Origin of the sequence: Vibrio sp. Vb2131, assembly GCF_033338535.1 — a bacterium.
Classification (GTDB): Bacteria; Pseudomonadota; Gammaproteobacteria; order Enterobacterales; family Vibrionaceae; genus Vibrio; species Vibrio alginolyticus.
Window position 1 is genome coordinate 145,664 of record NZ_JAWOSW010000005.1, and the last position, 23,750, is coordinate 169,413.

Genomic DNA, 23,750 nt, shown 5'->3' on the forward strand with positions numbered 1-23,750 from the left:
GATATGGAATTTGTAACTCTTGCGTTATTAGGTGTGCTTATTGTCATTAGCCCTGGCGCAGACTTTGTTTTGGTATTAAGAAATAGCTTAAATCAAGGACGAAAAGCAGGCGTGTATAGTGCGATTGGTATCAGCATGGCGATCAGCATCCACATCGCTTACTCCATGCTGGGGATCAGTTACTTAATTTCACAAAATGAATGGTTGTTTAATCTCGTGCGCTATCTTGGGGCCGCTTATCTTGTCTACCTTGGGATTAAAGGAATATTCTCCTCGCAGCCTGCGTCAAACTCAGAAACCATTCAACAGAGCGAGTATTCAATGTGGCGATTTTTCATGCAGGGATTTCTGTGTAATTTACTCAATCCCAAGACGATGCTGTTTTTTCTGAGTATTTTTAGCCAAGTGACTTCTCCCGACTCTAATCAGCAACACATCGCCTTTTTTTACGGGATTTATATGATTGCGCTGCATGGTATTTGGTTTTCTATCGTTGCTGTTTTATTCACGTCATCCCAGCTACAAGCTTTCTTGTTGAAGATTAAGCATCGACTCAATCAAGCATGTGGGGCGGGATTGATCATTTTCGGCGCAATGCTGGGCTTAAAGGTGTAGTGCGCTTGCGGTCCGATTACCCCAGTTCAAATTGATCATTGAACAAGTGGCAGTAATCAAATAAAAATCTACATTATCAATACTTTAAATTAGAAAAAAACAGCCAACGTGCGCTGGCTGTTTCGATACAGTTAATGGATGACCCGAGCGTCCCCTTTAAATAACTGAGACAGATCGATAGTGAATATCGTCACTGTCGGACGTTTAGGCAGAGCATTTTCGATCGAAAACTCTGGCCCAGCTGGAACGAGGGGGAAGTGAATAGCAGTCGGCCACGTTGACGAAGCTTCATTACCGCCCGGCTCAGATATTGAGAAAGAAAACGCAGGTAAACGGGTCATAACACTTACCTCAAATGACTGATTAGCGGGCTCAAGCGAGCCCGCTTAGGTTTTGCAATGTTATTGTTATTTTAACGCTTACTTAATCACTAACGATTGATGACGTTAGATATCAAGTTCTTTGTCTTCAACGTGGTTGGTGATCATCGCTTCAGTGGTGATCATCAAGCCAGCAACAGACGCAGCGAATTGAAGCGCTGAGCGTGTTACTTTCGCAGGGTCCAAGATACCCATTTCGATCATGTTGCCGTATTCACCTGTTGCAGCGTTGTAACCGTAATCGGCATCACCCGCTTTGACAGCGTTCGCCACAACAGAAGCTTCGTCACCTGCGTTAGTTGCGATTTGACGAAGAGGCTCTTCCATTGCACGTAGCGCAACTCGGATACCCACGTTTTGGTCATCATTGTCGCCTTTTAGATCCGCCAATTCTTTCGCGATCTTAGTTAGGGCAACACCACCACCAGCAACAATACCTTCTTCAACCGCTGCGCGGGTAGCGTGTAGCGCATCGTCCACGCGGTCTTTCTTCTCTTTCATCTCAACTTCGGTTGCAGCGCCGATCTTGATCACCGCTACGCCGCCAGAAAGCTTCGCAACACGTTGTTGAAGCTTGTCTTTATCGTATTGAGAGGTGGTTGTTTCGATTTGTTTTTCAATCGAAGCCACACGATCAGCAATCGCGCTTGCTTCTGCTGCACCACCCACAATGGTTGTTGTGTCTTTGGTGATGGTAACTTTCTTCGCACTACCTAGTTGCTCTAACGTTGCTTTTTCGAGCTCTAGGCCGATTTCTTCAGAGATGACCGTACCAGCAGTTAGTACCGCAATGTCTTCCATCATCGCTTTACGGTTGTCACCAAAGCCAGGCGCTTTCACCGCGGTCGCACGCACGATGCCGCGCATGTTGTTCACAACCAATGTCGCTAGCGCTTCACCTTCGATGTCTTCAGCAATGATCAATAGCGAGCGAGAAGATTTCGCCACTTCTTCTAGTACAGGCAATAGCTCGCGGATGCTGCTGACTTTTTTGTCCACCAATAGGATGTAAGGGTTGTCTAGCTCTACGCTGCCATTTTCTTGGTTAGTGATGAAGTATGGCGACAAGTAACCGCGGTCAAATTGCATACCTTCAACCACAGACAATTCGTTGTTTAGACCTTGGCCTTCTTCAACCGTAATCACGCCATTGCGACCCACTTTCTCCATCGCTTCTGCAATGATTTCACCGATCGCGCGATCGCTGTTTGCAGAAATGCTACCCACTTGGGTAATGGATTCTTTGTCGCTGCATGGCTTAGACATTTCACGTAGTTTCTCAACCGCCGTTTCAGTGGCTTTGTCGATACCACGTTTTAGGTCCATTGGGTTCATGCCAGAGGCTACCGCTTTAAGACCTTCATTGATGAAAGATTGCGCCAGTACGGTAGCGGTCGTTGTACCGTCCCCCGCTTCATCATTCGCTTTGGACGCCACTTGTTTCACCATTTGTGCGCCCATGTTTTCGAACTTATCTTTCAGTTCGATTTCTTTCGCTACAGACACGCCATCTTTGGTGATGGTTGGCGCGCCGTAAGATTTATCAAGCACAACGTTGCGGCCTTTCGGGCCTAGTGTCACTTTTACTGCGTCCGCCAGTAAGTTCACACCTTTCAGCATTTTTTGACGTGCGTCATTAGCAAATAATACGTCTTTTGCAGCCATGGTTATCTCCTCAAAAAACTACTACAAAAATAATTACTCAACGATTGCTAACACATCAGATTCGGACAGAATTAAGTATTCTGCGCCGTCAATTTTCTCGGTTTTCACGCCGTAACCGTCATTGAAAATGATTTGGTCGCCCACTTTGACTTCCATCGCAGCGCGTTCGCCATTTTCAAGACGTTTACCTAAACCAACAGCAATGACTTTCCCGCGGTTTGATTTTTTCACCGACTGAGAAGTTAAAACGATTCCCCCTTCAGATTTATTTTCCACCTCTTGTCTTTCAACAATTAGCTTGTCATTTAAAGGACGAATTTTCATTTTTAAGTGCCTCCTACTTGGAACCAAAAATAAAAGACAAAATAAACATCAAGATGGATTTGCGAGTCGACAGCTCGCTTTCGATGAAAATAATAAGGTCGAAAAATGAGAGTTCAAGAGGTGAATTTGATAAAAATTTTTTATTAAATTAAATAAAATTTTCTATCGAATTATCGTATTCACAACCACTTAGCATCTCTTTATGATGGAAAATATGCTCAATCAAATCTAGAGTGGTTACGTACTCTTAAAAAGGATAATCAAACAATGAAAAAGGCCGTATCTCTATTTCTTGCAACGTTGTGCGTTGGCTTCCTCTCACCCAACGTGTCGGCTTCTGAACGCGCTGAACAAGGGTGGCAATTGATTGACAAGGGCGCGATGATTGTCGATGTGCGTACGCCGCAAGAGTTTTCTGAAGGGCATTTGGATAATGCCGTCAACTTCCCTTTATCTGAACTTGATAAACATTTTCAAGACGTCGATAAAGATCAAGCTATCGTGTTGTACTGTCGCAGTGGTAACCGCTCTGGCAAAGCGTATCAATACTTACAATCGCAAGGCTTTACGAATCTGCACAATGCAGGTGGCTTAGAAGAACTACAAAACGCCAAATAGTCGTCTCCGTTCTAATATACAAAGTAAAAGCACAGAGCGTGTCGCAAGCGTATTGTAACGCGCTCTGTTTCTAAATACTTATCTACAACAACTCTATTTTGGCCCAGCATCAAATTGAGTCAGGTTATCCGATATCTCGAGCCACGGCGCTTTCGACGCGACAAAAATATGGAAATCAGGCTTGTGAGAAGGTGTGTCATCCAAGATACCAAGGCGAATATTGACGATCCCATTGTTCTTTTTCGAATACAGACTTGATCCGCAGTGGCGACAAAAGCATAGCATGGTATTTTCGCTTTTCTGATAAGTTTGAATATCTTCTTTCCCTTGGATAATAAGCAGTTTATCCAACGCAATACCACCGGCAGATGAATAGTCAGAACCTGTGAACTTGCGGCATTCAGAGCAATGGCAATTTCCCATGTACTTAAATTCATCTGCCACTTCCAACTTTACCTTGCCGCACAGACATGAGCCTTTTAGTACTTCCATTTGAATTCCTTTTTGTTATGAATCTAATTGAACTAGATGGCTATCTCGACACCATGCCACTGCAATACGAAAAATTAAAGACAGGCAATACAGGTTTTCAAAAATGAAACGAAAATGTAAAACATTCCATTCAGAGGGAAGTGCGCTCGACACGTGAAAAATCGAGCTATTTTAGATACAAAAACACCAAGCAATAACGCTTGGTGTTTACCTCACAGAATGTCACCTCAGAAAAGGCGCTTTCCGCTGTGCTTAAAAAATGCAGTGTTTAGTAAAGCTGGTCGCTTCGTTTGCAGTCCAGTCACCTTTCGGCTTATCTTTCAGGTTTTCACACCATTGCTCGCTGCCGACACCATCTTGCAGAACACAATGCTTTGCAAAGTCTACCGCGTTGTCTGCTGTCCATTCTGTTTTTGGCTTATCGCGCATGTCGTTACACCAGCCTTCAGTGCCCACTTCATCACTACAAGCGGTCAAAGCAGAAGCCGCCAACATCAGCATGACTAGTTTTTTCATAAATTTAAGGTTCCAGTTGCAAACAATAGTAAAATTAAACTCAATCTCTTCAACACGAGCCCATTCAAATGTCTGAATAAAGGCGTCACTAGCTGAAGTGACTTTTGTATCAACTATAACGAAATTATCAGTCTACGTGTTAAGACACCGAAAAATTATTGAGCGACTCTGTGTAAAGCGCGCCATTCTAAAAGCTATAGGCAGCGCGCTTTCGTTAGCTCACCAACCTTAGAAGAGCCAGTACCAAAGCACGCTAAACGCAGCTCTAATGCCATTTGTTCAAAGTGATCGACGACAGATTGCGTGCTGATCGTCGCAGCTTTTAATACTGCACCTGCTTGCCCAATGAGATTAGCCCCCAGATGAATGGCTTTCGCCGCTTCAAGCCCATTACGAACACCTCCCGAGGCGATCAAGGGTAATGTAGGATGCAGTGCGCGGATTTGAGCCAAACATGTTGCTGTAGGGACACCCCAATCGCGGAAAAGCTCGGCTGCACGCTGCATTTTCGGATTATCTTGGCAATACCCTTCAACCGCACTCCAGCTTGTGCCACCCGCGCCCGCAACGTCAATTGCATCCACACCAGCATCAATTAATCGCTGCGCAATGTGTCCGCTAATACCAAAACCGACTTCTTTGATAATGATAGGAACCTTCACGCGAGATTTAAGCATCTCAATTGCCTGGAAAACACCAACCCAATTGTGGTCGCCATTTTTCTGAAACGCTTCCTGCATTGGATTAACGTGCACAAACAAGGCATCGGCTTGAATCGCCTCAACCGCACGTTGCGCATTATCGAGTTTACCTTTATCGAGCAATTGAGCGGCTCCAAGATTGGAATACAACGGTACTTCTTTCGCCAACTCACGAATGGTTTTACCCAAGCCCGAATGCTGACTTTCTTCTAAGCTAATCCGTTGCGAGCCGACGCCCATGGCAATACCTAATTCACTTGCGGCTTCAGCCAAACGACAATTGATCGTTTCTGCGTCTTTTGCTCCGCCAGTCATCGAGCTAATCAAAAATGGTAGCGCTAATTGATGACCAAGAAACTCTGTCGATAAATCGATCGCGTGAAAGTCACATTCTGGCAGCGCACAGTGTTCAAACTCGACAGACTCAAAACCCGCCGTTTTATGCTTCATGCTCATATCATGATGTAAAACAGCATCTAGGTGTAAATCTTTTCGGTTAGTTTGCGGAGCCATAATGTCACCCTAAAGTAAAACAGTCGCGCAGTATTGCGATCCTTATCAGTAACGTCAATGCGAATTTTGTGAATTTGCCGGATTACTTTTCCGAAACGAGTAATGAATCTCGACTGCCCCTGACATTATAAGAAAAGAAACTCGCTTTCCGTTTTAAACAAGCCGGCAAGTTTCTCTTCAAATTGAGATAATCAGCGTACGATACCCATGATGAAAATGGATCACATTGCTCTGTAGTTTACTTTACGCTGTCCGACAGAATTAGCGACACAACAGTGCTTGTCGTCGTTGGTTCAAACTGTTCGGGATCATCACAGAATTGAATTTTTCCTTTTTCTTCTACATGGAACAGCGGTACAACTGAACTACCTTTGTGATGCGCTAAATAATCTTGATACGTGAAGTTATCGCTCAATTTCGTGTGTTTAACCTCTGCACCACGACTTAACATACTGGCTAGCTGGGTATAGCTTACATTGCCGCCCATCAGCAATTTACCATGGTACTCCTGAGCCACGGAGTGCTTCTCGCTGCCATTGCCGTTGGTTTTCACTTTTTGTAAGCAGTGAACTTTATCTTCCCCAAACTCGTCGACGAATTGCATGCAAGCCATAATGTTGAAATGCTGATCGGGCGTTAATGCAACCACTTGTCCAACTCCTATCAAGTTCAAGTTGTCGTCCGCGTGACTAGAAATAGGGTTGCCGTAATAGTAATCCAACCCCAACATACGAACCTGACTGATGTACTCCCAGTTTGAGTCAGTCATTAATACGCGGCGGTCATAACGCGCCAGCGCCTGCCCTATTTCTCTTGCTACTCGGTTAGCACCAATCAACAAGAAGCCGCGTGGTGCTGGCTCTGCAACGCCCAACGTCAGCGCTACAGGACGTGCCGTCGCACTTTGTAACACGACCGTTCCTATAATCACCATGAAGGTCATAGGGACCAGTAAAATCGCTTCATCAATGCCGTATTCGGTCAATTTGATCGCGAAAAGAGACGAAATCGAAGCAGCAACAATACCGCGCGGTGCAACCCAAGACAAAAACAGCTTATCTTTAAGACGCAAGTTGCTGCGGAAGGTTGAAAGAAAAATCGATAACGGACGCGACACTAACTGCATAAATACAAACAACAATAACGCACCGCTACCTAGCGCAGCAAAATCATCCAGACTGATTCGAGCCGCAAGGAAGATGAACAATCCGGTGATCAGTAAAATGGTTAAATGCTCTTTAAAGTGCAGAATTTGCTGAATATTGATGTCTTTAGCGTTTGCGAGCCACATACCCATTACGGTGACGGTTAGTAACCCAGCTTCAGACTCAATGTGGTTAGAGACCGAAAATACACCTAGAACCACCATCAAAACCGCAAATGGCTGCAAATATTCCGGTAGCCAAGAGCGACGCATGATCGTCGCAACTGCATAGCCTGAGGCCGCACCTAGCATGACACCGACAGCAATGATCGTCCCAAACACTTCGACGCTATTTATCGCGCTGTGAGATACGATAAACTCGTAAACCATCACAACAAAAAGCGCACCGAGCGGGTCAATCAAAATCCCTTCCCATCGCAAAATGTTAGCAAGCGTACTGTTAGGTCTTACGGTTCGTAGAAGTGGCACGATGACCGTCGGCCCTGTTACTACGGTTAAGCTGCCGAACAACATGGCAAGCTCCCAAGTAAAGCCGAGGAAATAGTGTGTTGCGATACTGGTCGCCGCCCACGAAATGATCGCCCCGATGGAAACAATGCTCCATACCGAACCACTCACGCCACGAATTTCTTTAAAATTTAAGGTCAAACTGCCTTCAAATAAAATCACTGCCACCGCCAAAGAGACCAACGGAAAGAGCAAATTACCTAATATCTCATCAGGATTTAACCACTGCATAAATGGCCCGACGATCAGCCCTGCCAACAACAAAAATAAAATCGCTGGCAAACGCAATCGCCAAGCTAACCATTGGCAACCTAAACCAATAACCCCAACCGCTGACAGCACCAGCGCTTCATTACCCACTTGCATCAATAATTACCTGTTTTTGTCTTTTTTCGCGTGAATGCGCTATACCCGAATACATTCAGCCTTACGGTCAAATAGAAACAACCGAACGTGCAAATCAAACGACTGACCTTCGATGACATCGCTACGAAACGCACATGTTTGAAGTCCTTTGGCGATCGCATCAGAACTATGAATATAGTTGACCCCCAATGACTTAACGACTCATTTTTGTTCATCAGGTCTTAAAGTGGCACACAAGTGTGCGACTTTGTCGAATTCATCATTACGCATTGAGTTTCATTATGTAGAATAATTTCTGAAGAAAGCGCGGAACCTAGCACTATATGAGGCTAAGGCATAGAGCATGAACTAAGCTTTAGCGTAAGTGCTCAAAGTTAAGAATCGTGGGTCACGCGACGTACGCAAGGAGAAATGGATTGTACGTAATACTAGCACTGTTCATGGCGTGTCTCGCCATCCTCATCGGAGTGAAAGCCGCCAACCGAGCTGCACTTTTAGAAAAAGAACTAACCAAACTTCGTGAGGAAGTCACATCACTACGAGCCAGTGTCCATGGGGGCTCAAGCCCACAAGTGCACCAACAATCCAGCATCGAAAAAGACACACCATCTGTAGCGACGTCACCTCACATAGAATCACCACAGAAAAATGTCTCATCCTCTGGGGAACATGATCCAGCTGCCAACCTAGACTTGGACCAGAGCGCTGCGAATCAAGGGTACGCCCAGACAAGAGAAGTGCAACTGGATGTTTTTAGTCAAGAAAATGAGTCATTCCTTCAGAGTAAAGTTCAGAGCCTGCTTAGCAACATTCAAGAAAATTGGTTGGTTTGGGTAGGCGCATTGGCCATGCTGATCGGTGGAGGTTATCTCGTACAGGTGATTGGTAGTCACATCCAGTTTTCGCCATTTATGCGAGTGTCCTTTGCCTTTGTGATCTCATTACTTATGGTGCTTGTTGGCGAGTGGTTTCACCGTAAAGAACAACAGAATCCGCAACGGGCAGCACGAGCCCAAGGCTTTACGTATGTTCCTGCTGCTGTTACCGGTACGGGATTAACGGGCATTTACTGCACCGTCATTTTTGCCTTTGTGGTTTATCAAATGCTAACGCCGAGTATCTCGTTGATCATCTTGGCTTCAGCGGCATTTTTCAGTTTAGCATTATCATTGCGACAAGGGCCGTTAATGGCCGTGCTTGGCTTAATTGGTGGCTACACAGCACCACTGTGGATTGGGGGTAATGAACCCAACTACTTTTTGTTAGCCGGATACATCTGCGCAATTTCGTTCGCGGCGACCTTATTGATGCAAAAAGTGCGTAGGTCATGGATTACGCCAAGTATCGCGATTCCACATGTCATTTGGATGTTGCTGTTGATTGAGAGTACACCAACAGAACTGTTGTTCTCGTGGCTCGCGATTTATCTCTCCATCACTTTGTATCTCATTTTCGCGGTTCCGAGAATGGGTTGGATGCTCAATCCTCGCTTTCGTCACTATCAAAGCAAGTGGACAAACTCGCCGACCGCTACCGCTCTCGCAACTGCTTTATTGACCTTTTCTGCCGTCACCAGAATGCCGGTTCTGAACACTCTACAAATGGCGTACTGTTATACGCTGCTTGTTGCGATCATCTGGCTACCAGCACTTCGTACAGGCTGGTCATTACGTGTATTTTTGCCATCCATTCTCGTCTCAGCAACCGCGCTGATTGTTCTTACCATCGCTTTTAATGCGCTGTATATGTTAGAGCGAGAAGCTAGCATCCTATTCGCATTGGCGGTGAGTATTGCGCTGATCTGCTATCGAACATATTGCCAATCACTTAGTGACCGTTCGCAACTCAGTGGGCTGCTTCTGCTGGTACTGGCTCCCGCGATGAGCTTAATTACGTTGTTTTATATTGACGAATTTATGCAAGGCTACCTGTGGTATTGGACTGCATTCTGCGCATTGATGGCCACTTACTACGTTGTGCTTGGTCAGCGTGCACGTTCGTTGGCATTAGAATGCTCTGCCGTTATGCATGCTTTAATCGTAGGTATCGCTTTTGTTTGGTTGAGTGATACTTGGTTAACAACAGTAATCTCAATACAAGTTGCGATAATGGCCTTACAGGCTCAAGTCGGGTTATTTCGACCTGCGAGTTGGGCGATTAAAGTGGCAATGGGAATACTGGTTATCCGACTCACGCTGCTACCTTTCATACCCGAATGGCAACCGGTAGAAGCTGGGCATTGGGCTTGGGTTCTGGTGAGTTATCTGCCTTCTCTCTTCATCTTGTCTTATGCTCGTTCAACACTAAAACAAGTGGACCGAGAACTGACCAACTGGTTTGAAGGGGCGTTTTTACATGTATTCTTAATGGCATTGTTCACCCAAACTAACTACTGGTTAACGGGGCAATATGGTTACTTGGGGAACATCGACTTCACAAGTGCGGCAGTCTTTGCCAATCAAGCATTAGTTATGGGTTTGGTATACAGCTACCGCAGCCAATTTGCGCAACGCTTAAGCCGTATCTACGAAATCTATAGTTACTTGCTTTGGTGCGCGTTCGCTATATTGATTATTTTGCTTAATACGGCAGAATCGCCGTTGGTGACTGACAACGTCTCGGCACAAGCACTTCCCATCTTTAACATGCTGAGTATCGGCTGGCTGTTACCAGCTTGCATCCTGCTTATCGCAACCTTTAAACGCTGGAATACGTTGCAAGTTCATCGATTTGCGATTGCTAGTCTAGGCTTTTTACTTGCAGCCATTTGGTTGGGGATGTCTATCCGTCAATTCTGGCAAACCACATCGATGATGCTGTATCAGCCAACCAGCATGGCAGAGTTGTTCAGTTATTCAGTGGCTGGCTTGCTCGTAGGTGGATTGCTGACTTGGCGCGGCGTGACCCAACAGGGGCTGATGATGCAGCGTGTCGGTCTAGTGGTCCTTGCCGGTGTCGCACTGAAAGTATTCTTATGGGATGTGAGCTCTCTGGATGGGTTCTGGCGAGCGATAAGCTTCTTAGGCTTAGGTGCGTCTTTGATAGCACTTGGATGGCTATTCCAGAAATTGAATCGTTCGGTGGCAAAAGCACTCGAGCCCTAGACGAGTCAAAGAGAGATTCCCGACAGTGCGCTGTTTTCGTTATTGGGGGACGATAACAGTGTAAAGCCGGGAATCATTGGAGTGTTCGTTACTTCAGTAAAGCGACCACAGTATGACGACGCACGTTTGCTTGCGCATTCAATGCCTGAAAAGTTGAAGTAAACTCGCCAGACTTTTGCATGAATCCATCCAGTTTTGCATTCACCTCATTGACTGAAAGCTGTGCGGTTTTGGTTTGGATAGAACGCATTTGAGTATTCAGTTCACCATGAAAAGCTTTCGCTTCCTGCAAGCTCGTTTGAACTTGTTTCAGATGCTGATTTACTTTGGCAATCGTCTGCTTGATGCCGTCGCGTGAGCCTAGATCAAACCCGAGCTCCGCAATACCATCTGGCTCAGACTTTAAGTTCAAAACGTTAGGCTGTCCCGCAGGGAAGCGGTGCCCTTCCCCCGTTACCATCACCTTTTGCTGCATTTGTTGATAAGCGTTGTCTCTGGCTTCAAACAAAATGCTGCCATCATCGGCTAATGAGGCTCGCATTCCTAACGCAATCAAGCTGCGATCCAGCATTTTGACCGTTCGCTCACCGTCTGATTGTCCATCAAACTGAATCATCACCGCTTGACCTTGAGGAAAATCCAAACGGATTTGCTCGGCCTTGTCGCTTAAGCGATGAACATTCAAACCTGGAATAGAAAAGCGACGAATATCCGCTTTATCCAGTTTTAAGTGCAGTTCGTTATTTAGGACTTTCTGGCCATCGAAACGTGCTTGCTCAACGACTTTTTGGATGGTGGCTTTAGAGCGAACCAATGTATCCTGCAAACCAGGAACATTTTGTACGCCTTGATTAACAGCTTGCGTCAAACCACGTTTAATTTGCGTGAGCTCTTTGCCAATCACCTGCAGCGATTTGGACGCGATCTGAACCGCCGTGGCTTGCTGCTGACCCTGCGTAAGCTGAATACCAGATACAGAGTAGGCTGACGCAGTGTCAGCCTGAATTTGCGCCGGGCGCGGTTTAATTGCCGTACTTGAGTCTGCAGAACGGGTCGGCATGATAGAGGCTTGTTCTTGTCCACCTAAGCGTATGCTATGGGGTCTAACCTCTACTGTACTCATTACCATAAAAAGAACTTCCTAACCTTATAAACGGTCAAACAGCGACAAACCATCGATCTTCACATAGCTTGCTTGCGTTGCTTGCAAAGCGGCCATGTAATTACTCAATCGTACCGACGCTTCACCATAGTCCAGAGCAGAGAGGTCTCCAGATACCTTGTCAACGAACAGCTTGTTTTCACTGTGCGCGCCACCAACAAGATCTAAGTTGTTGTGTCGACCACCAATCTCAGTCATGGTCCCTAGTACGTTTGAAAAAGTATCGTCGATAGCGCTGATACTCGCCTCAACTTCAGCTCTGAAGTTGGCGGTAGGGCTCTCAAACTCTTTGATCAGCGCATCAATTTGGTTAAGCACGTTATGGCCTCCCCCAAGGTCCAATATTTCTTTTGCAGTCATATTGGAATCCATCGTGACACCTTTAGCAATTGTTACTACGCGCTTGTCACTATTACCTTCAATTACGTAGCTGCCGCTCGCTTTACTTACAGCCGCAGTATCCGTTTTAGTACCAGAGAAAAGGTAGTGCCCTTCTTCATCCTGCGCGTTAAAAGACGACTCAATAGAGTCACGGTAACTCTTAAGCTCTGTAATCATACCGCCACGACTTTCGTCAGTAAGAGAGCCGTTCGCACCCCAAAGCGCGATGTCTCGCATGCTTTTTAAGCTTTCTTTGATCGAATCTAAATGGGTTTCTTGACTCGATAGCGTCGTTTTTACGTTTTCAATGTTGTTTTTGTACTGAGCAATCGCACTGGTTTCTCGGTCTAAGTTAAGCAACTTGATCGAAGCCATTGGATCATCAGACAGCTTGGTTAAGCGCTTGCCAGTAGACATCTGTTGCAGAGCTTCGCCTAATCCCGCGCTATTGCTCTGCAAGCTGTGCAACATCATTTGACTAAATTGATTGTCACTAATTCGCATCTAAACTTTCCTCTTAGAATAACTGCAGAATAGAATCGAGCAGTTGATTTGCTGTGCTGATCACTTTCATGTTGGCATTGTGCGCATTAGCAAACATCATTAGGTTAGCCGCTTCTTCATCGCTGTTTACGGAACTAACATTATCGCGAGCTGCGTGCGCTTGCTTGTTCATGGCTAACTTCGCTTGATAATCAGCATTAGCTTGGCGTGCTTTAATTGCGGTTTGACCCACCATTGAACTAAAGGCATCGTTCAAGCTTACTGAGCCGTAACCTGATACCGCCACTGGCTTGTTGCTTAACTCGATCAATGATTGCAACGCATCTGCGTTACCAGGTGTTCCATCACTTGAGAACGCAAGCTCATCTGGAGTTAGCTTGGTAATATCCAAACTGGCTGCAGGGTTTGCTGGGTCATAGCTGAACAAAGGTTTACCTGGGTTGCCATTTAAGTCTTTGCCAGTCGCAAGCACGGCGTTGTATTCATCCGCGAGAGCTTTCGCCATGTCATTCAGAGCCAATTGGTTTGGTTTCAACACTTCGGTTTGATAGTCATTAATCGCACCTAATTTGCCACCAAGCGAGTCACCAATCGCAAAACTTTGATTCGAGAACGTGACGTGTAAGTCCGCCAAGTAAGGATCACTCGGGTCAGGAATGGCTTCCAGTTTGCCATGGTCCGTACCCATCACAAGCGGTTGACCAGAGGTTAGTGTGACCTGAACACTGCCGTCATGCTGCTGTGTTGTTTTGATTTCAATGGTTTGAGATAACTCACCGATTAACCTATCTCGTTCATCCATTAACTGTGATGGGTTACCACCTGTACCTTGCATCTCTACCAGTTGCTTGTTCACCTTCGCGATATTTTCCATAAGGCTATTCGCGTGGTTAAGCGCTGCATTACGTTGATCGCTCATGTCTTTATGTTGATTGTATAAAGATTCGGTAAGCGTATTAAAACGGCGGGCCAAAGCTTCAGATTCGTTAATGATCTGCTGGCGGTAAGGTATGGATTCCGGCTTAACGGTCGCATCGTTAAGCGCAGCGTTTAGCGAGTCCAAGCCAGCCGATATACTGAAACCATCGGCACCAAGCGTATTCTCCAGCTGACTCATGTTACTGGTGTATCCAGATGCGTATGCCGCCATACTGTTAGTCGACCACGTTTGCTTAATCAGAAATTTATCAGTAACGCGGCGAATGCTAGTGACTTCTACCCCTAAACCTGGACTTAAGCGATTGGCTTTACCATCATCGACAGACGCCATCAACGCTTGTTGACGACTGTAACCCACGGTATTCACGTTTGCCACGTTTTGCGCGGTTACGTCTAGGGCCACACGGTTCGCGCCTAAACCTGAAAGGGCAATATTAACTAGGTTCATTTACAGCTCCATTTTTCTGATCAACGGCTGAGAAAACGCGGTAGTCATACCGGCCTCACCGAATACCTGTTTAACAGAGGCGACGGCTTGAGAAGCGGTATTAAATAGGCTTGAATTCTTCTCCACCTCTTTAGAATCTACTTGTGAGATAGATTCAGAATTCGAACCTTTACCATCGTTAGCGGATGAGATGTTGCGCGCAGCATCGAAAGCAACCTCACGCATAGACGGGCTCAGCTGCTGGATGAGCATATTGGCAATGCCTGAGCTCTGTTTCTTTGCTAGTTCCATCGCCAGCTGTCCGTCATACATATCACGGAATACCCCTTGTTGCTGACTGGCAAACGGGCTGTCTTTATCAGCAAGAGCGTCACTACTGCTGCGCATTTGGCGTAACACCATTTGTAGGAACATTGCCTCAAATTGACCTGCGACGACTTCAAGTGCGCCTTCTTGATCACGACTATGCTTGATGTTAGCCAATGCACTATTGTCGTGATAAAGCATCGAATTTAACTGAGTTTGTTCATTGGTACTGTCTAGCTTCATCCTTAACTCCTTATATCACGACCAATTCAGCGTTCAATGCACCCGCTTCACTCAAAGCTTGCAGGATAGACATCAAGTCTGTAGGCGTGGCACCTAAACTATTTACCGCATTAACTATGGTGTTAAGTTCCGTGCCTGGAGGCCAAATCACCATCTGAGCGAGATCTTCATTCACATCAAGATCCGTTTGGTTAACGACTTTCGTATCGCCATTTGCAAACGCATTAGGCTGACTAACTTGTTGTGATTCAGAAATTCGCACGGTTAAGTTACCGTGACTTACTGCTGCTTCACTCACTTTGACACTCTTACCGATCACCACGGTGCCAGTGCGAGAGTTAAAGACAATACGAGCAGGTTTACGGCCTTCAACAACGCTCATTTCTTCAAGCATCGACATCATGACGACACGCTGCTGTGTATCTTTTGGTGCACGCATATCAATGCGCGCTTTATTGATCGCAACTGCAACGTTAGGTCCAAAAGTGTTGTTAATTTCACGCGCAATATTTTTTGCTGTAGTGAAGCTAGGCTTGCGCAGGTTTAGGGTGATTTCATCACGTTGGTTGAAATCGGTTTTGATTTCTCTCTCTAAAGTCGCACCATTCGGAACGCGACCCGCCGTTGGTGTGTTCACTTCTACTTTGGAGCCACTTCGCCCCTCTGCAGATAAGCCCCCCACAACCACGTTGCCTTGCGCAATCGCGTACACTTCGCCATCAATACCACGTAAAGGCGTTAGCAATAACGTACCACCGCGAAGGCTCTTTGCATCACCGATTGAAGACACAACCACATCCAACGTTTGTCCTGGGCCTGCCATTGGATCAACGGACGCTGTCACACTCACAGAAGCCACATTTCGTAACTTAGGGTTCATACTGTCATCAATTTGAACCCCAAACTGACGTAGCATGTTGGTAATAGATTGAGAGGTAAATTTCACTTGGTTTCGGTCACCTTGGCCGGCTAAGCCAACCACCAAACCATAACCAACCAGTTGGTTTTCTCGAATGCCGCGAACATCGACCAAGTCCATGATCGGAATTTCCGCTTCAGCACGTGAAGTGCCTGGTAGTCCCATGGTCAACACCAATAGGAGAGACATAAAGAAAGATTGCATTGTCTTCATTAGAAAGGTACCCATGGGCTGTTGAAGAACTGAGTTAGCCACCCGGCTGCGTTGCTGTCAGCTAGGGCTCCGCGACCTGCGTAGGTAATTCTTGCATCAGCAATTCGTTGAGAAGAAACTTGGTTACTGCGGTTAATATCATCCACACGGACGATACCGGTTAGGCGAATAAACTCGTCGCCTTGATTAAGACGAAGCCATTTTTCACCGCTGATACGCAATACGCCATTAGGTAATACTTCGTGTACCGTTACAGTAATGGCACCTTGAAGCTTGTTGCCTTGTGAACTTGATGCACTGCCATCGAAGTTACGTTTGCCATCCACGCTAACCCCTAACTCATCGATAGTTTTCGTGCCTATGGTCGGCGCCACAAAGTTAATTGCTGAACTTTTACCGAACTTAGTACCCGCATTTTTACTCGATGAGGTTTCTTCTGATAGTTGAACCGTTAATACATCGCCAACTCGGTAAGCACGACGATCCTGAAACAGGGTCATCGTGTATTGGTGACGATAAAGGCTACCAGATTGGGTTTCCGGCAGCGTGTAATCGAGCGTTGGTGGTGCATATTCCTCAGCATTCGGCTCAGGCGGAATAAATTCCTGACGGCCAGCACATCCCACCAGCAACACGGCGGCTACTGCCCAACTCTTAGAAAGCCATTTCATTGCTTTTTCCTTCATCATCACCAATTTCATACTTACATTGATTGCGAAACAAACTTCAGCATGTCATCTGCAGCAGAGACCACTTTCGCATTCATCTCATACGCACGTTGAGTGGTGATCATGTCGACCATCTCTTCTACTACTTGTACGTTTGACCCTTCCAGTGCACCTTGCTTGATAATGCCGGCACCATCAGCTCCTGCAATCAGCTCATCAGCTGGACCGCTGGCTTCCGTTTCACGGAATAAGTTGCCACCCATGGCCTCTAAGCCGGCTGGATTGATGAATTTTGCAAGTGTAATTTGACCAAGCTGCTGAGGTGTTGGATCGTCTGCTGTTGTTGTAGTCACGGTGCCATCAACACCCACAGAGAAAGAGACCGCATTGTCTGGGATCTGGATTTGAGGCTCTAAAGGCAGGCCCTGACTGTTCACCATTAAGCCTTCTGAGTTTCGATGGAACTGACCATTACGTGTATACATGATCTGTCCGTCCGAGTTTTCTATTTGGAAGAAACCCTGACCCATTACAGCAAGATCCAACTCTTGCGTTGTGTTTTGGGTATTACCTTGCGTGAACACTTTTTGTGTGCCAACAACGCGAACACCGCTACCTAGCTGAATACCACTTGGTAGTTCGTTAACTTGGTCTACTTGAGCGCCTGGTTGACGCTGAATGCTGTAGAAAAGATCTTCAAATACGACTCGGTCACGCTTAAAGCCAACCGTGTTTACGTTTGCTAGGTTGTTAGAAATGGCAGTCATCTTCGTGTCTTGCGCTGCCATGCCTGTTTTACTTACCCATAATGCTGAATGCATTTTTTACTCCTTGCGGGGCGAGACTTAGCTCGCCGCCATTAATTTGTTACCAGCTTTTGCTAAAGTTTCCGCCGTTTTCATCATGCGAACTTGCATTTCAAAGTTGCGCGTCAGCGACATCACACTAACCAATTCATCAATAGCAGATACGTTACTGCCCTCAATGTGCTCAGGAGAGAGTTGCACGGTTTCATCTGCCGCGAATGGCACGCCATCTACGCTGTGCAGCAAGCTATCGCTCTCTTTTTGCAGTTGATTAATTTCCGGTTTAACCAACTTCAAAGTGCCTGCCACAATTTCTGCGCCGCCACCTGGTGGGATCACTGAGACTTGACCACGCTCGCTGATTTCAATCTTTTGATAATCCGGCACAACCAAAGGACCATTGTCACCGAGGACAGGGAACCCATTGATTGTTAGAGCGCCAAAAGTATCGACCTGAATATTGCCTGCACGGGTGTAAGCTTCGTTACCCGCTGGGGTTTCTACAGAGAGATACCCCTCACCCATAACCGCAACGTCCAACGGACGTCCTGTTTTCACAATATCGCCAGCGTCGAAACGTGTTGAGGCAGAGTTGGTCACAACCATAGTGCGACCATCAAAACCTGGGCCTTGCATCTCTACACTACGCACACGCTCCATATCCGCTCGAAAACCCGCAGTATCAGCATTTGATAAGTTGTTTGAACGAACGTGCTGCGCTTTAAGAACTCGGCTGGCACCCGACGTTGCCGTAAATAACAAACTATCCATGCAAAACTCCCATTACACCGCGTTAAACAAAGCTTGAGTAAGCTTGTCGCTGGTAGAAATTGTCTTTGCGTTTGCTTGGTAGTTGCGTTGTGCAGTCATTAGAGCAACAAGCTCGCTGGTTAAGTCAACGTTAGAACCTTCTAATGCACCCGGAGTTAAGTCACCCATCGTACCTGAACCCGGAACACCCATAATTGGAGCACCTGAGCTAAAGCTTTGAGTCCATGATGTTCCACTCACTTTCGCTAAGCCTTGTGTGTTTGCAAAATCAGCAAGAACAACCTGACCTTGTAGCTGTGATTGGCCGTTAGTGTAAGTCGCGTAAACCATGCCGTTACCTTCAACGCGTACACCTGCAAGTTCACCTGATGTGTACCCGTTAGGGCTATTAGTACTTACGCCAAAAGCTGCACCAAATTGCGTGCTGCCTTTCAGGTTAATGTCTACACTCATCGCGTTCGCGCCTGCAGCAGGGAATGAAACATTAAACGGTGCAGTCGGTGTTGAAAGCGAGCCATCTTTACCAAACGTTACAGGCACAGTTGCTACTGGCGTCGTACCGCCATCTACTTGAACGTTCACTTCCCACGAGTTAGAAGCAGTCTTAGTAAAGTACTGAGTTACCGTGTGCGAGTTACCCAATGAGTCGTAGACTTTTGTTGTGTAAGACGAGTTAAATGAGCTTGGATCTTTTGGATTGAATGGCGTTACGGCTTTATCAATAACAGACGCGCTTGCGTCGAAGTTCGCAACAAAATCTAAGCTGTCTGTTGCTTTAGCATTCAGCGAGGAAGTCGATACCTGAATATTACCCACAGAACCTGTCATTAGGTTGTTGTTGCTATCGACACTGTAACCTTGAAGCTTTGCACCGCTGTTAGCCGTAACAAAGTTGTTCTTATCCGTTGAGAACACACCTGAACGTGTGTACAACATTTGACCCATATTATCTTTAGTAACAAAAAAGCCACCGCCATTAATAGCTAGGTCCATCGCGCGGCCAGTTCCTGTGATACTGCCGTCTTTGTCGAAGTTCTGTGAAATTGACGCGACTTCCACACCACCAAGTTGCATGCCGTTATATACAGCGGAGAATTCTGTGCGGCCACCTTTAAAACCATACGTTGATGCGTTGGCAATGTTGTGACTGATTGTGTTTAGCTCTGTGTTGGTCGCGTCCAGACCACTTAGTGCGATGTTAAAACTCATAAATAGACCTCTGATTTCCGTATTTGGTTAAGCACCAAACTGAGTGATTTGATAGAAAGGAACGTTGCCAACGCCATGGACATTGACTAATGCTGCGCCACCGGTATTAGGAATGCGCACTTGCTCAACAGTGCCTGCCATCAGCACATTTGGACTTGCTTGCCCTTCTTGCACTTCTACGGCCACTGAGTATTTGCCTGGTTTAAGACCAAGTTCTTCAGGATTAATTGAAAAGTCGACGTCACCTTTACCGTGAGCACCTAGTGGCACTTTAGTTGATTGTCCAAATTCATCTTTAACAACTAACGTGACTTGGTTTGAGCTATGAGCGAGTTCGATTTTTCCGTTTTGTACGTCTTCACCAAGCTGAAATTCATCCGCGTTGACGTAAACCGTTTGCCCAACAAGGCCCGCTGTTGACAGCACTTGCATGTTGTCCAGTAACACCATGCTCTGTTGCATTGTCTTAGACATATTCTCGGTACTTTGTACCTGCGAGAACTGAGCCAATTGACCAACGTATTCCGTACCATCAAGGGGATTAAGTGGGTCTTGGTTTTGAATTTGAGCCACCATCAAAGAAATAAACTCATTCTCCAATGAAGAAGCACTGTTCATGTCTTTAGGGTTTGGTGAGATACCGTTGCTGTCTTTTGCTTTTGTATTTACTGGAGCGTCAGACGATAAAGGGGTGTATTGTGCAATACTCATTAGCTACCCTGCCCTAATCTAAGCAGACCTTGCTGCATACTTTTTACATTGGCTAATACTTCAACATTCGTTTCGAAGCTGCGTGTTGCGGACATCATGTCTGCCATTTCAGCAACTACATCAATATCTGGGTAAAACACATAGCCTTCATCATTAGCCAGTGGGTTGTTCGGCTCAAAACGCTTCTCTGCATCTCCAGCATTTTTAACAACGTCAACAATGCGAACTTCTGCATTGGGATAAGCTCCATTTTCCGTTGTCATTTGCGTTTTTTGGTACACAGTCGCAAATACTGGCTTAAGCGCTTTATAAGCATCTTCTGGATTTGCAGATACTGCATCTGCGTTTGCTAAGTTACTGGCTACCGTATTCAGACGCACAGTTTGTGCTGTCATCGCGGAACCAGTGATCGAGTAAATATCAGTGAATGACATAATTAACGTCCCTCAATCGCTTTCGCTAAGCCATTAAATTTCATGTTGAGAAACGTCAGGCTAGTTTGAAAGTCCATGTTGTTTTGCGTGAATTTTGCTTGTTCAACACCAAGCTCTACGGTGTTGCCATTTTTGCTATTCTGGTAAGGCACCGAGTATTGGGCCTGAACCTGGAACTTTGGCACCGGTTTGTTCACACCACCTGCCGTCACTTGGTTCATTACGGTGGTGAAACTTAGGTCTTTCGCCAAATACCCAGGGGTGTCAACATTTGCTAGGTTACTGGCGAGGACTTTGGTACGCTGAACGCGAAAATTAAGTGCCTCTGGATGTACTCCTAAAGCATTTTCAAATGTGATCGCCATGCATCTTCCTTACAGTTGGCTCGAATACGCCAACATACAAACAAGATACGTGCCATAAAAAATAGCTATATATATCAATGACTTACAAACAAGGATGGAAGCCAAACTTCCGGTTCTCGGAAAGCATTAAAAACAAGAGGAAAGTGTCCACTTCCTCAACAATAATGCTGACGTTACTCGCTTTGACATCAGAACAAGCATTCGCCAACACCAATGACAAAACCCTAAGCGTTGAAGAGATAAAATCCGTTGTAGCAACGGATTTCGAACAAGAGGTGGATCGCGTAGCGCTCTCCAATCAGTGGGGGAAGTACAAACTGGACTTCGACATGTGGGTGCCCGGTTCCGCCAATCACTTGCCAGAATGTCAATCGCCTTTAGTTATCACAGGTCGTGACAACAACACGTTGCCAGTCGGTAACCTCAAGCGCTCAGTCAGCTGCGACAATATCGCATCACCATGGCGAATTAACGTTACGATAAAGTCTTCGCTGACTCTGCCTGTTTTGGTCGCGACAACCACGGTTGGCCGAAATGAAGTCGTAACGGCTAAACACATAAAGCTTGAAACCCGAACCATCTCTCGCCAAGACGATTTTTATACTCGCCCCGAGCAAGCAGTAGGCTTAGAAACCTCTCGTCGTTTGAGGGCTGGACAAGTGGTTAATCCATCCAATTTGTCGGCCCCACCTCTAATCGAGAAAGGCAATGAAGTCATAGTCATTGCGAGCAAAAATGGATTTAGTGCCAGCACAAAAGGAGTCGCCTTAGAAGATGGAGCGAAAGGGCAACAAATTGACGTGGAAAACCCAAGTTCGGGCAAGGTCATAAGAGCAGTCGTAACTGGATTAAACCAGGTTCATACTCAATTTTGATTTTTTGACTCGGGGTAACATTTTTTAATTTTGGCTCTCGTCAGTAACACTGAACTTCGAGTACAAAAAAAATATTTAATGTTTATCACATTCTAACCGCCTACTTAATTTAGAACATGATGATGAGGACCACAGCATGAAAATCGACAAAGTCGCGGGCGGTCATGTCCCACAAACAAAATTACAGCAAGCAAGCAAACAGCCTGTCGACGTCGTCGAACAGAGCAAAGTACACGAGCCTGCATTTCAAGCGAATACCGTAGCGATAGATCGCGCTCAAGCTGAAATGGCATCACTACCTGATGTTGATATGGAAAAAGTAGAACAAGTACGCAACGCATTAGCGCGTGGTGAACTTAGCCTAGATACAAAAGTGCTATCCAAGGCAATCATGCAGTTCCATACAGGTCACGAGTAATAAAACGCTAGGAAGACATCATGGCAAGCGCAGTATCGCAGCGAATTCAACAATTTGTTCGCTCTATATCTGAGGATATTAAGCTTTATCAACAACTGCTTCCTTTGCTGCAGCAGCAAAAGGTATTGTACTTAAAGTTTGATGGAGAGGCACTGAACGACAATGTTCAGAAACAAATGCCGATACTCAATAAACTCAGCCGCTCCGCCAATGACAGAAGCCAGTGTATGCGAGCGCTGGGGTTAGCGTGTAATGACGCCAGCGTAAAACGAATTTTCAATGCTTTGCCTGCCCAAATAGGTATGCAAGCTAGAAAACAATGGGCGCTATTGGAAACGTTGGTAAGTCAGTGCCAACAATACAATCAGAGCAATGGCCACAGCTCTGCGGCGTTCCATGAGTTGGTCAGTCAACTCAAACAACCTGTGCAACACACTTATGAAGATAAATCGTTCTAAACGATGTTCGTCTTGCCTACAGATTCAGTCGCCATCTCGGCTGAGTACTGTAGGCCTTTTTATTTTTATTGCCTTTCTGTCCTACCTTCCAATCACGTGCCAGGCAAAACCAAATGCTGTCGATATTCAAACGCAGTATCAAGTATTAGCCCCATACAAACCACAAATTGCCAAGCGTCTCGATTCATCCAAGCCGGTAATTAACCACATTTTCAAACAGCTTCAAAACCACTCATTACCAAATAGCCTAGCCTTAGTGCCAATGTTAGAGTCTTCTTACAATCCCAAAGCCGTTTCTCACGCTAACGCCGCCGGACTTTGGCAGCTGATACCAGCCACAGCGAAACGATTCGGATTAACGATAAATACAAAACAAGACGATCGCTTTGACACAGAAGCCAGCACAACGGCCGCGCTCAAGTACCTGGCGTTTTTATACAACAAATTCGATCAAAATATGGCTCTCACTTTAGCTGCATACAATGCCGGAGAAGGACGTGTTGCACGTGCTATTCAGCGAGCAGGAAGTCGAGATTTCCAACAACTCACGCTGCCTAACGAGACTCGCCAATATGTCAGCCGCTTCTATGCATTGGAAAAGTTGATAGATATCGGTCAGTTACAATCCTCATCATTTCAACCTTTACTCTTGTTTGCTCCAGACGCTCCTATGATTTCACAACCGCTGGTCGACTTTAGCCGACTGCCTCCGCTAGTTAATTTGTGATAAAAGCTACGACAGAGCTCAATGTCAGAGAAACGTAAAATTACAAGATCCTGTTCGGCGAATTTGAAAACTCGTGATCTCTATGCAAACGTGTGCAAAAAAGTTGAGGTAAGGTATCTCAAAGATAAGAAAGAGTAGTGGTTTACTAAAAAGCGCCCCAATTGCGCTTGGCAATTGGGTAGATATGCGTCACATTGCGTTTGCAAAAAAACATGAAAACCAATGGT

26 protein-coding genes are annotated in these 23,750 nt (G+C 45.8%); 7 read left to right on the plus strand and 19 right to left on the minus strand.

The features are described from left to right. Positions 1-3 precede the first annotated feature (3 nt). Positions 4-615 carry a LysE family translocator gene (locus tag R7E38_RS08100; protein ID WP_203345296.1) on the plus strand — a complete coding sequence of 204 codons (612 nt, stop codon included), beginning with the start codon at positions 4-6 and terminating at the stop codon, positions 613-615. Between the two features lie 131 nt (positions 616-746). On the opposite strand, the gene R7E38_RS08105 is transcribed toward R7E38_RS08100, so the two are convergent. The 3 genes from R7E38_RS08105 to R7E38_RS08115 all read right to left on the minus strand — a co-directional run bounded on the left by R7E38_RS08105 (position 747) and on the right by R7E38_RS08115 (position 2,984). Then, positions 747-956, minus strand: coding sequence for a hypothetical protein (locus R7E38_RS08105; protein ID WP_005373984.1), 210 nt, complete (start codon positions 954-956; stop codon positions 747-749). Between the two features lie 105 nt (positions 957-1,061). After that, positions 1,062-2,660: a chaperonin GroEL gene (gene groL, locus R7E38_RS08110; RefSeq protein ID WP_042523329.1), complete on the minus strand. Its 1,599-nt coding sequence runs from the start codon at positions 2,658-2,660 to the stop codon at positions 1,062-1,064. 33 nt (positions 2,661-2,693) lie between these two features. Then, positions 2,694-2,984, minus strand: a complete 291-nt coding sequence (locus R7E38_RS08115) for a co-chaperone GroES (protein ID WP_005373989.1) — start codon at positions 2,982-2,984, stop codon at positions 2,694-2,696. 267 nt (positions 2,985-3,251) lie between these two features. On the opposite strand from R7E38_RS08115, the gene R7E38_RS08120 reads away from it, so the two are divergent. Continuing rightward, entirely contained in the window at positions 3,252-3,602 is a 351-nt protein-coding gene (locus tag R7E38_RS08120; RefSeq protein WP_064376174.1) for a rhodanese-like domain-containing protein, read from the plus strand. A 93-nt stretch (positions 3,603-3,695) separates the two neighbouring features. Here R7E38_RS08120 and R7E38_RS08125 read toward each other — a convergent pair whose 3' ends face one another. From R7E38_RS08125 to R7E38_RS08140, 4 genes are all read right to left on the minus strand, one after another. Beyond that, positions 3,696-4,094, minus strand: a complete 399-nt coding sequence (locus R7E38_RS08125; RefSeq protein ID WP_005388696.1) for a GFA family protein — start codon at positions 4,092-4,094, stop codon at positions 3,696-3,698. A 252-nt stretch (positions 4,095-4,346) separates the two neighbouring features. Then, positions 4,347-4,610 (minus strand): DUF3012 domain-containing protein, encoded by a 264-nt coding sequence (locus R7E38_RS08130; RefSeq protein ID WP_005373992.1) that lies wholly within the window; start codon positions 4,608-4,610, stop codon positions 4,347-4,349. Between the two features lie 194 nt (positions 4,611-4,804). Continuing rightward, the gene (gene fni / locus R7E38_RS08135) at positions 4,805-5,824 is read right to left on the minus strand and encodes a type 2 isopentenyl-diphosphate Delta-isomerase (protein WP_213910101.1); all 1,020 of its coding nucleotides are present in this window, start codon (positions 5,822-5,824) and stop codon (positions 4,805-4,807) included. Between the two features lie 238 nt (positions 5,825-6,062). Further along, on the minus strand, positions 6,063-7,862 hold the full coding sequence (locus R7E38_RS08140; RefSeq protein WP_005373994.1) for a cation:proton antiporter: 1,800 nt from the start codon (positions 7,860-7,862) through the stop codon (positions 6,063-6,065). A 440-nt stretch (positions 7,863-8,302) separates the two neighbouring features. Here R7E38_RS08140 and R7E38_RS08145 point away from each other — a divergent pair, with 440 nt between their 5' ends. After that, a complete protein-coding gene (locus tag R7E38_RS08145) occupies positions 8,303-10,966 on the plus strand; it encodes a DUF2339 domain-containing protein (RefSeq protein ID WP_411978671.1) in 2,664 nt (887 codons plus the stop codon). Between the two features lie 88 nt (positions 10,967-11,054). Here the strand turns inward: R7E38_RS08145 and R7E38_RS08150 are convergent, their stop codons facing one another. From R7E38_RS08150 to flgB, 12 genes are read right to left on the minus strand one after another with little or no spacing between them, the layout of a single operon-like run. Beyond that, positions 11,055-12,095, minus strand: a complete 1,041-nt coding sequence (locus R7E38_RS08150) for a flagellin (protein ID WP_136976308.1) — start codon at positions 12,093-12,095, stop codon at positions 11,055-11,057. Between the two features lie 18 nt (positions 12,096-12,113). Continuing rightward, positions 12,114-13,013, minus strand: a complete 900-nt coding sequence (gene flgL, locus R7E38_RS08155) for a flagellar hook-associated protein FlgL (protein WP_005373998.1) — start codon at positions 13,011-13,013, stop codon at positions 12,114-12,116. A gap of 13 nt (positions 13,014-13,026) precedes the next feature. Then, positions 13,027-14,400 carry a flagellar hook-associated protein FlgK gene (gene flgK / locus R7E38_RS08160; protein WP_226083356.1) on the minus strand — a complete coding sequence of 458 codons (1,374 nt, stop codon included), beginning with the start codon at positions 14,398-14,400 and terminating at the stop codon, positions 13,027-13,029. Beyond that, positions 14,401-14,949 (minus strand): rod-binding protein, encoded by a 549-nt coding sequence (locus R7E38_RS08165; RefSeq protein WP_005384422.1) that lies wholly within the window; start codon positions 14,947-14,949, stop codon positions 14,401-14,403. It abuts the gene before it with no gap. Positions 14,950-14,959: 10 nt separating this feature from the next. Next, positions 14,960-16,096: a flagellar basal body P-ring protein FlgI gene (locus R7E38_RS08170; protein WP_411978672.1), complete on the minus strand. Its 1,137-nt coding sequence runs from the start codon at positions 16,094-16,096 to the stop codon at positions 14,960-14,962. Next, positions 16,081-16,752, minus strand: a complete 672-nt coding sequence (gene flgH, locus R7E38_RS08175; RefSeq protein ID WP_017635111.1) for a flagellar basal body L-ring protein FlgH — start codon at positions 16,750-16,752, stop codon at positions 16,081-16,083. The genes R7E38_RS08170 and flgH overlap by 16 nt, the downstream gene beginning before the upstream one ends. 32 nt (positions 16,753-16,784) lie before the next feature. Further along, the gene (gene flgG, locus R7E38_RS08180) at positions 16,785-17,570 is read right to left on the minus strand and encodes a flagellar basal-body rod protein FlgG (protein WP_005374008.1); all 786 of its coding nucleotides are present in this window, start codon (positions 17,568-17,570) and stop codon (positions 16,785-16,787) included. Between the two features lie 24 nt (positions 17,571-17,594). Further along, positions 17,595-18,326 carry a flagellar basal-body rod protein FlgF gene (flgF, locus tag R7E38_RS08185; protein WP_005374009.1) on the minus strand — a complete coding sequence of 244 codons (732 nt, stop codon included), beginning with the start codon at positions 18,324-18,326 and terminating at the stop codon, positions 17,595-17,597. A gap of 12 nt (positions 18,327-18,338) precedes the next feature. Next, entirely contained in the window at positions 18,339-19,535 is a 1,197-nt protein-coding gene (gene flgE, locus R7E38_RS08190) for a flagellar hook protein FlgE (protein ID WP_137282833.1), read from the minus strand. 27 nt (positions 19,536-19,562) lie between these two features. Beyond that, positions 19,563-20,246 carry a flagellar hook assembly protein FlgD gene (gene flgD / locus R7E38_RS08195; protein WP_005384410.1) on the minus strand — a complete coding sequence of 228 codons (684 nt, stop codon included), beginning with the start codon at positions 20,244-20,246 and terminating at the stop codon, positions 19,563-19,565. After that, the gene (flgC, locus tag R7E38_RS08200; protein ID WP_005374012.1) at positions 20,246-20,680 is read right to left on the minus strand and encodes a flagellar basal body rod protein FlgC; all 435 of its coding nucleotides are present in this window, start codon (positions 20,678-20,680) and stop codon (positions 20,246-20,248) included. The genes flgD and flgC overlap by 1 nt, the downstream gene beginning before the upstream one ends. Before the next feature lie 2 nt (positions 20,681-20,682). Beyond that, positions 20,683-21,045: a flagellar basal body rod protein FlgB gene (flgB, locus tag R7E38_RS08205; RefSeq protein WP_005374013.1), complete on the minus strand. Its 363-nt coding sequence runs from the start codon at positions 21,043-21,045 to the stop codon at positions 20,683-20,685. 77 nt (positions 21,046-21,122) lie between these two features. On the opposite strand from flgB, the gene flgA reads away from it, so the two are divergent. The 4 genes from flgA to R7E38_RS08225 all read left to right on the plus strand — a co-directional run bounded on the left by flgA (position 21,123) and on the right by R7E38_RS08225 (position 23,523). Next, a complete protein-coding gene (gene flgA / locus R7E38_RS08210) occupies positions 21,123-21,920 on the plus strand; it encodes a flagellar basal body P-ring formation chaperone FlgA (RefSeq protein ID WP_025768020.1) in 798 nt (265 codons plus the stop codon). Positions 21,921-22,056: 136 nt separating this feature from the next. Continuing rightward, positions 22,057-22,338: a flagellar biosynthesis anti-sigma factor FlgM gene (gene flgM / locus R7E38_RS08215; protein WP_005374016.1), complete on the plus strand. Its 282-nt coding sequence runs from the start codon at positions 22,057-22,059 to the stop codon at positions 22,336-22,338. Positions 22,339-22,358: 20 nt separating this feature from the next. Then, a complete protein-coding gene (gene flgN / locus R7E38_RS08220; RefSeq protein ID WP_005374018.1) occupies positions 22,359-22,796 on the plus strand; it encodes a flagellar export chaperone FlgN in 438 nt (145 codons plus the stop codon). Then, a complete protein-coding gene (locus R7E38_RS08225) occupies positions 22,777-23,523 on the plus strand; it encodes a lytic transglycosylase domain-containing protein (RefSeq protein WP_137282834.1) in 747 nt (248 codons plus the stop codon). The genes flgN and R7E38_RS08225 overlap by 20 nt, the downstream gene beginning before the upstream one ends. The last annotated feature ends 227 nt before the right edge of the window (positions 23,524-23,750 follow it).

Excerpts from the sequence above, each read along its gene's own strand:
- flgB (WP_005374013.1), bottom strand. The coding sequence starts at position 21,045 with ATGGCGATCACATTTGAAAATGCTTTAGGAGTACATCCAGAGGCACTT.
- R7E38_RS08120 (WP_064376174.1), top strand. The coding sequence starts at position 3,252 with ATGAAAAAGGCCGTATCTCTATTTCTTGCAACGTTGTGCGTTGGCTTC.
- flgG (WP_005374008.1), bottom strand. The coding sequence starts at position 17,570 with ATGCATTCAGCATTATGGGTAAGTAAAACAGGCATGGCAGCGCAAGAC.
- flgE (WP_137282833.1), bottom strand. The coding sequence starts at position 19,535 with ATGAGTTTTAACATCGCACTAAGTGGTCTGGACGCGACCAACACAGAG.
- flgC (WP_005374012.1), bottom strand. The coding sequence starts at position 20,680 with ATGTCATTCACTGATATTTACTCGATCACTGGTTCCGCGATGACAGCA.
- R7E38_RS08125 (WP_005388696.1), bottom strand. The coding sequence starts at position 4,094 with ATGGAAGTACTAAAAGGCTCATGTCTGTGCGGCAAGGTAAAGTTGGAA.
- R7E38_RS08105 (WP_005373984.1), bottom strand. The coding sequence starts at position 956 with ATGACCCGTTTACCTGCGTTTTCTTTCTCAATATCTGAGCCGGGCGGT.
- flgH (WP_017635111.1), bottom strand. The coding sequence starts at position 16,752 with ATGAAATGGCTTTCTAAGAGTTGGGCAGTAGCCGCCGTGTTGCTGGTG.
- R7E38_RS08100 (WP_203345296.1), top strand. The coding sequence starts at position 4 with ATGGAATTTGTAACTCTTGCGTTATTAGGTGTGCTTATTGTCATTAGC.
- R7E38_RS08225 (WP_137282834.1), top strand. The coding sequence starts at position 22,777 with ATGAAGATAAATCGTTCTAAACGATGTTCGTCTTGCCTACAGATTCAG.
- R7E38_RS08130 (WP_005373992.1), bottom strand. The coding sequence starts at position 4,610 with ATGAAAAAACTAGTCATGCTGATGTTGGCGGCTTCTGCTTTGACCGCT.
- flgA (WP_025768020.1), top strand. The coding sequence starts at position 21,123 with ATGACTTACAAACAAGGATGGAAGCCAAACTTCCGGTTCTCGGAAAGC.
- R7E38_RS08115 (WP_005373989.1), bottom strand. The coding sequence starts at position 2,984 with ATGAAAATTCGTCCTTTAAATGACAAGCTAATTGTTGAAAGACAAGAG.
- R7E38_RS08165 (WP_005384422.1), bottom strand. The coding sequence starts at position 14,949 with ATGAAGCTAGACAGTACCAATGAACAAACTCAGTTAAATTCGATGCTT.
- flgL (WP_005373998.1), bottom strand. The coding sequence starts at position 13,013 with ATGCGAATTAGTGACAATCAATTTAGTCAAATGATGTTGCACAGCTTG.
- groL (WP_042523329.1), bottom strand. The coding sequence starts at position 2,660 with ATGGCTGCAAAAGACGTATTATTTGCTAATGACGCACGTCAAAAAATG.
- fni (WP_213910101.1), bottom strand. The coding sequence starts at position 5,824 with ATGGCTCCGCAAACTAACCGAAAAGATTTACACCTAGATGCTGTTTTA.
- flgD (WP_005384410.1), bottom strand. The coding sequence starts at position 20,246 with ATGAGTATTGCACAATACACCCCTTTATCGTCTGACGCTCCAGTAAAT.
- flgM (WP_005374016.1), top strand. The coding sequence starts at position 22,057 with ATGAAAATCGACAAAGTCGCGGGCGGTCATGTCCCACAAACAAAATTA.
- R7E38_RS08140 (WP_005373994.1), bottom strand. The coding sequence starts at position 7,862 with ATGCAAGTGGGTAATGAAGCGCTGGTGCTGTCAGCGGTTGGGGTTATT.
- R7E38_RS08145 (WP_411978671.1), top strand. The coding sequence starts at position 8,303 with ATGGCGTGTCTCGCCATCCTCATCGGAGTGAAAGCCGCCAACCGAGCT.
- flgK (WP_226083356.1), bottom strand. The coding sequence starts at position 14,400 with ATGAACCTAGTTAATATTGCCCTTTCAGGTTTAGGCGCGAACCGTGTG.
- flgF (WP_005374009.1), bottom strand. The coding sequence starts at position 18,326 with ATGGATAGTTTGTTATTTACGGCAACGTCGGGTGCCAGCCGAGTTCTT.
- R7E38_RS08150 (WP_136976308.1), bottom strand. The coding sequence starts at position 12,095 with ATGGTAATGAGTACAGTAGAGGTTAGACCCCATAGCATACGCTTAGGT.
- flgN (WP_005374018.1), top strand. The coding sequence starts at position 22,359 with ATGGCAAGCGCAGTATCGCAGCGAATTCAACAATTTGTTCGCTCTATA.
- R7E38_RS08170 (WP_411978672.1), bottom strand. The coding sequence starts at position 16,096 with ATGGGTACCTTTCTAATGAAGACAATGCAATCTTTCTTTATGTCTCTC.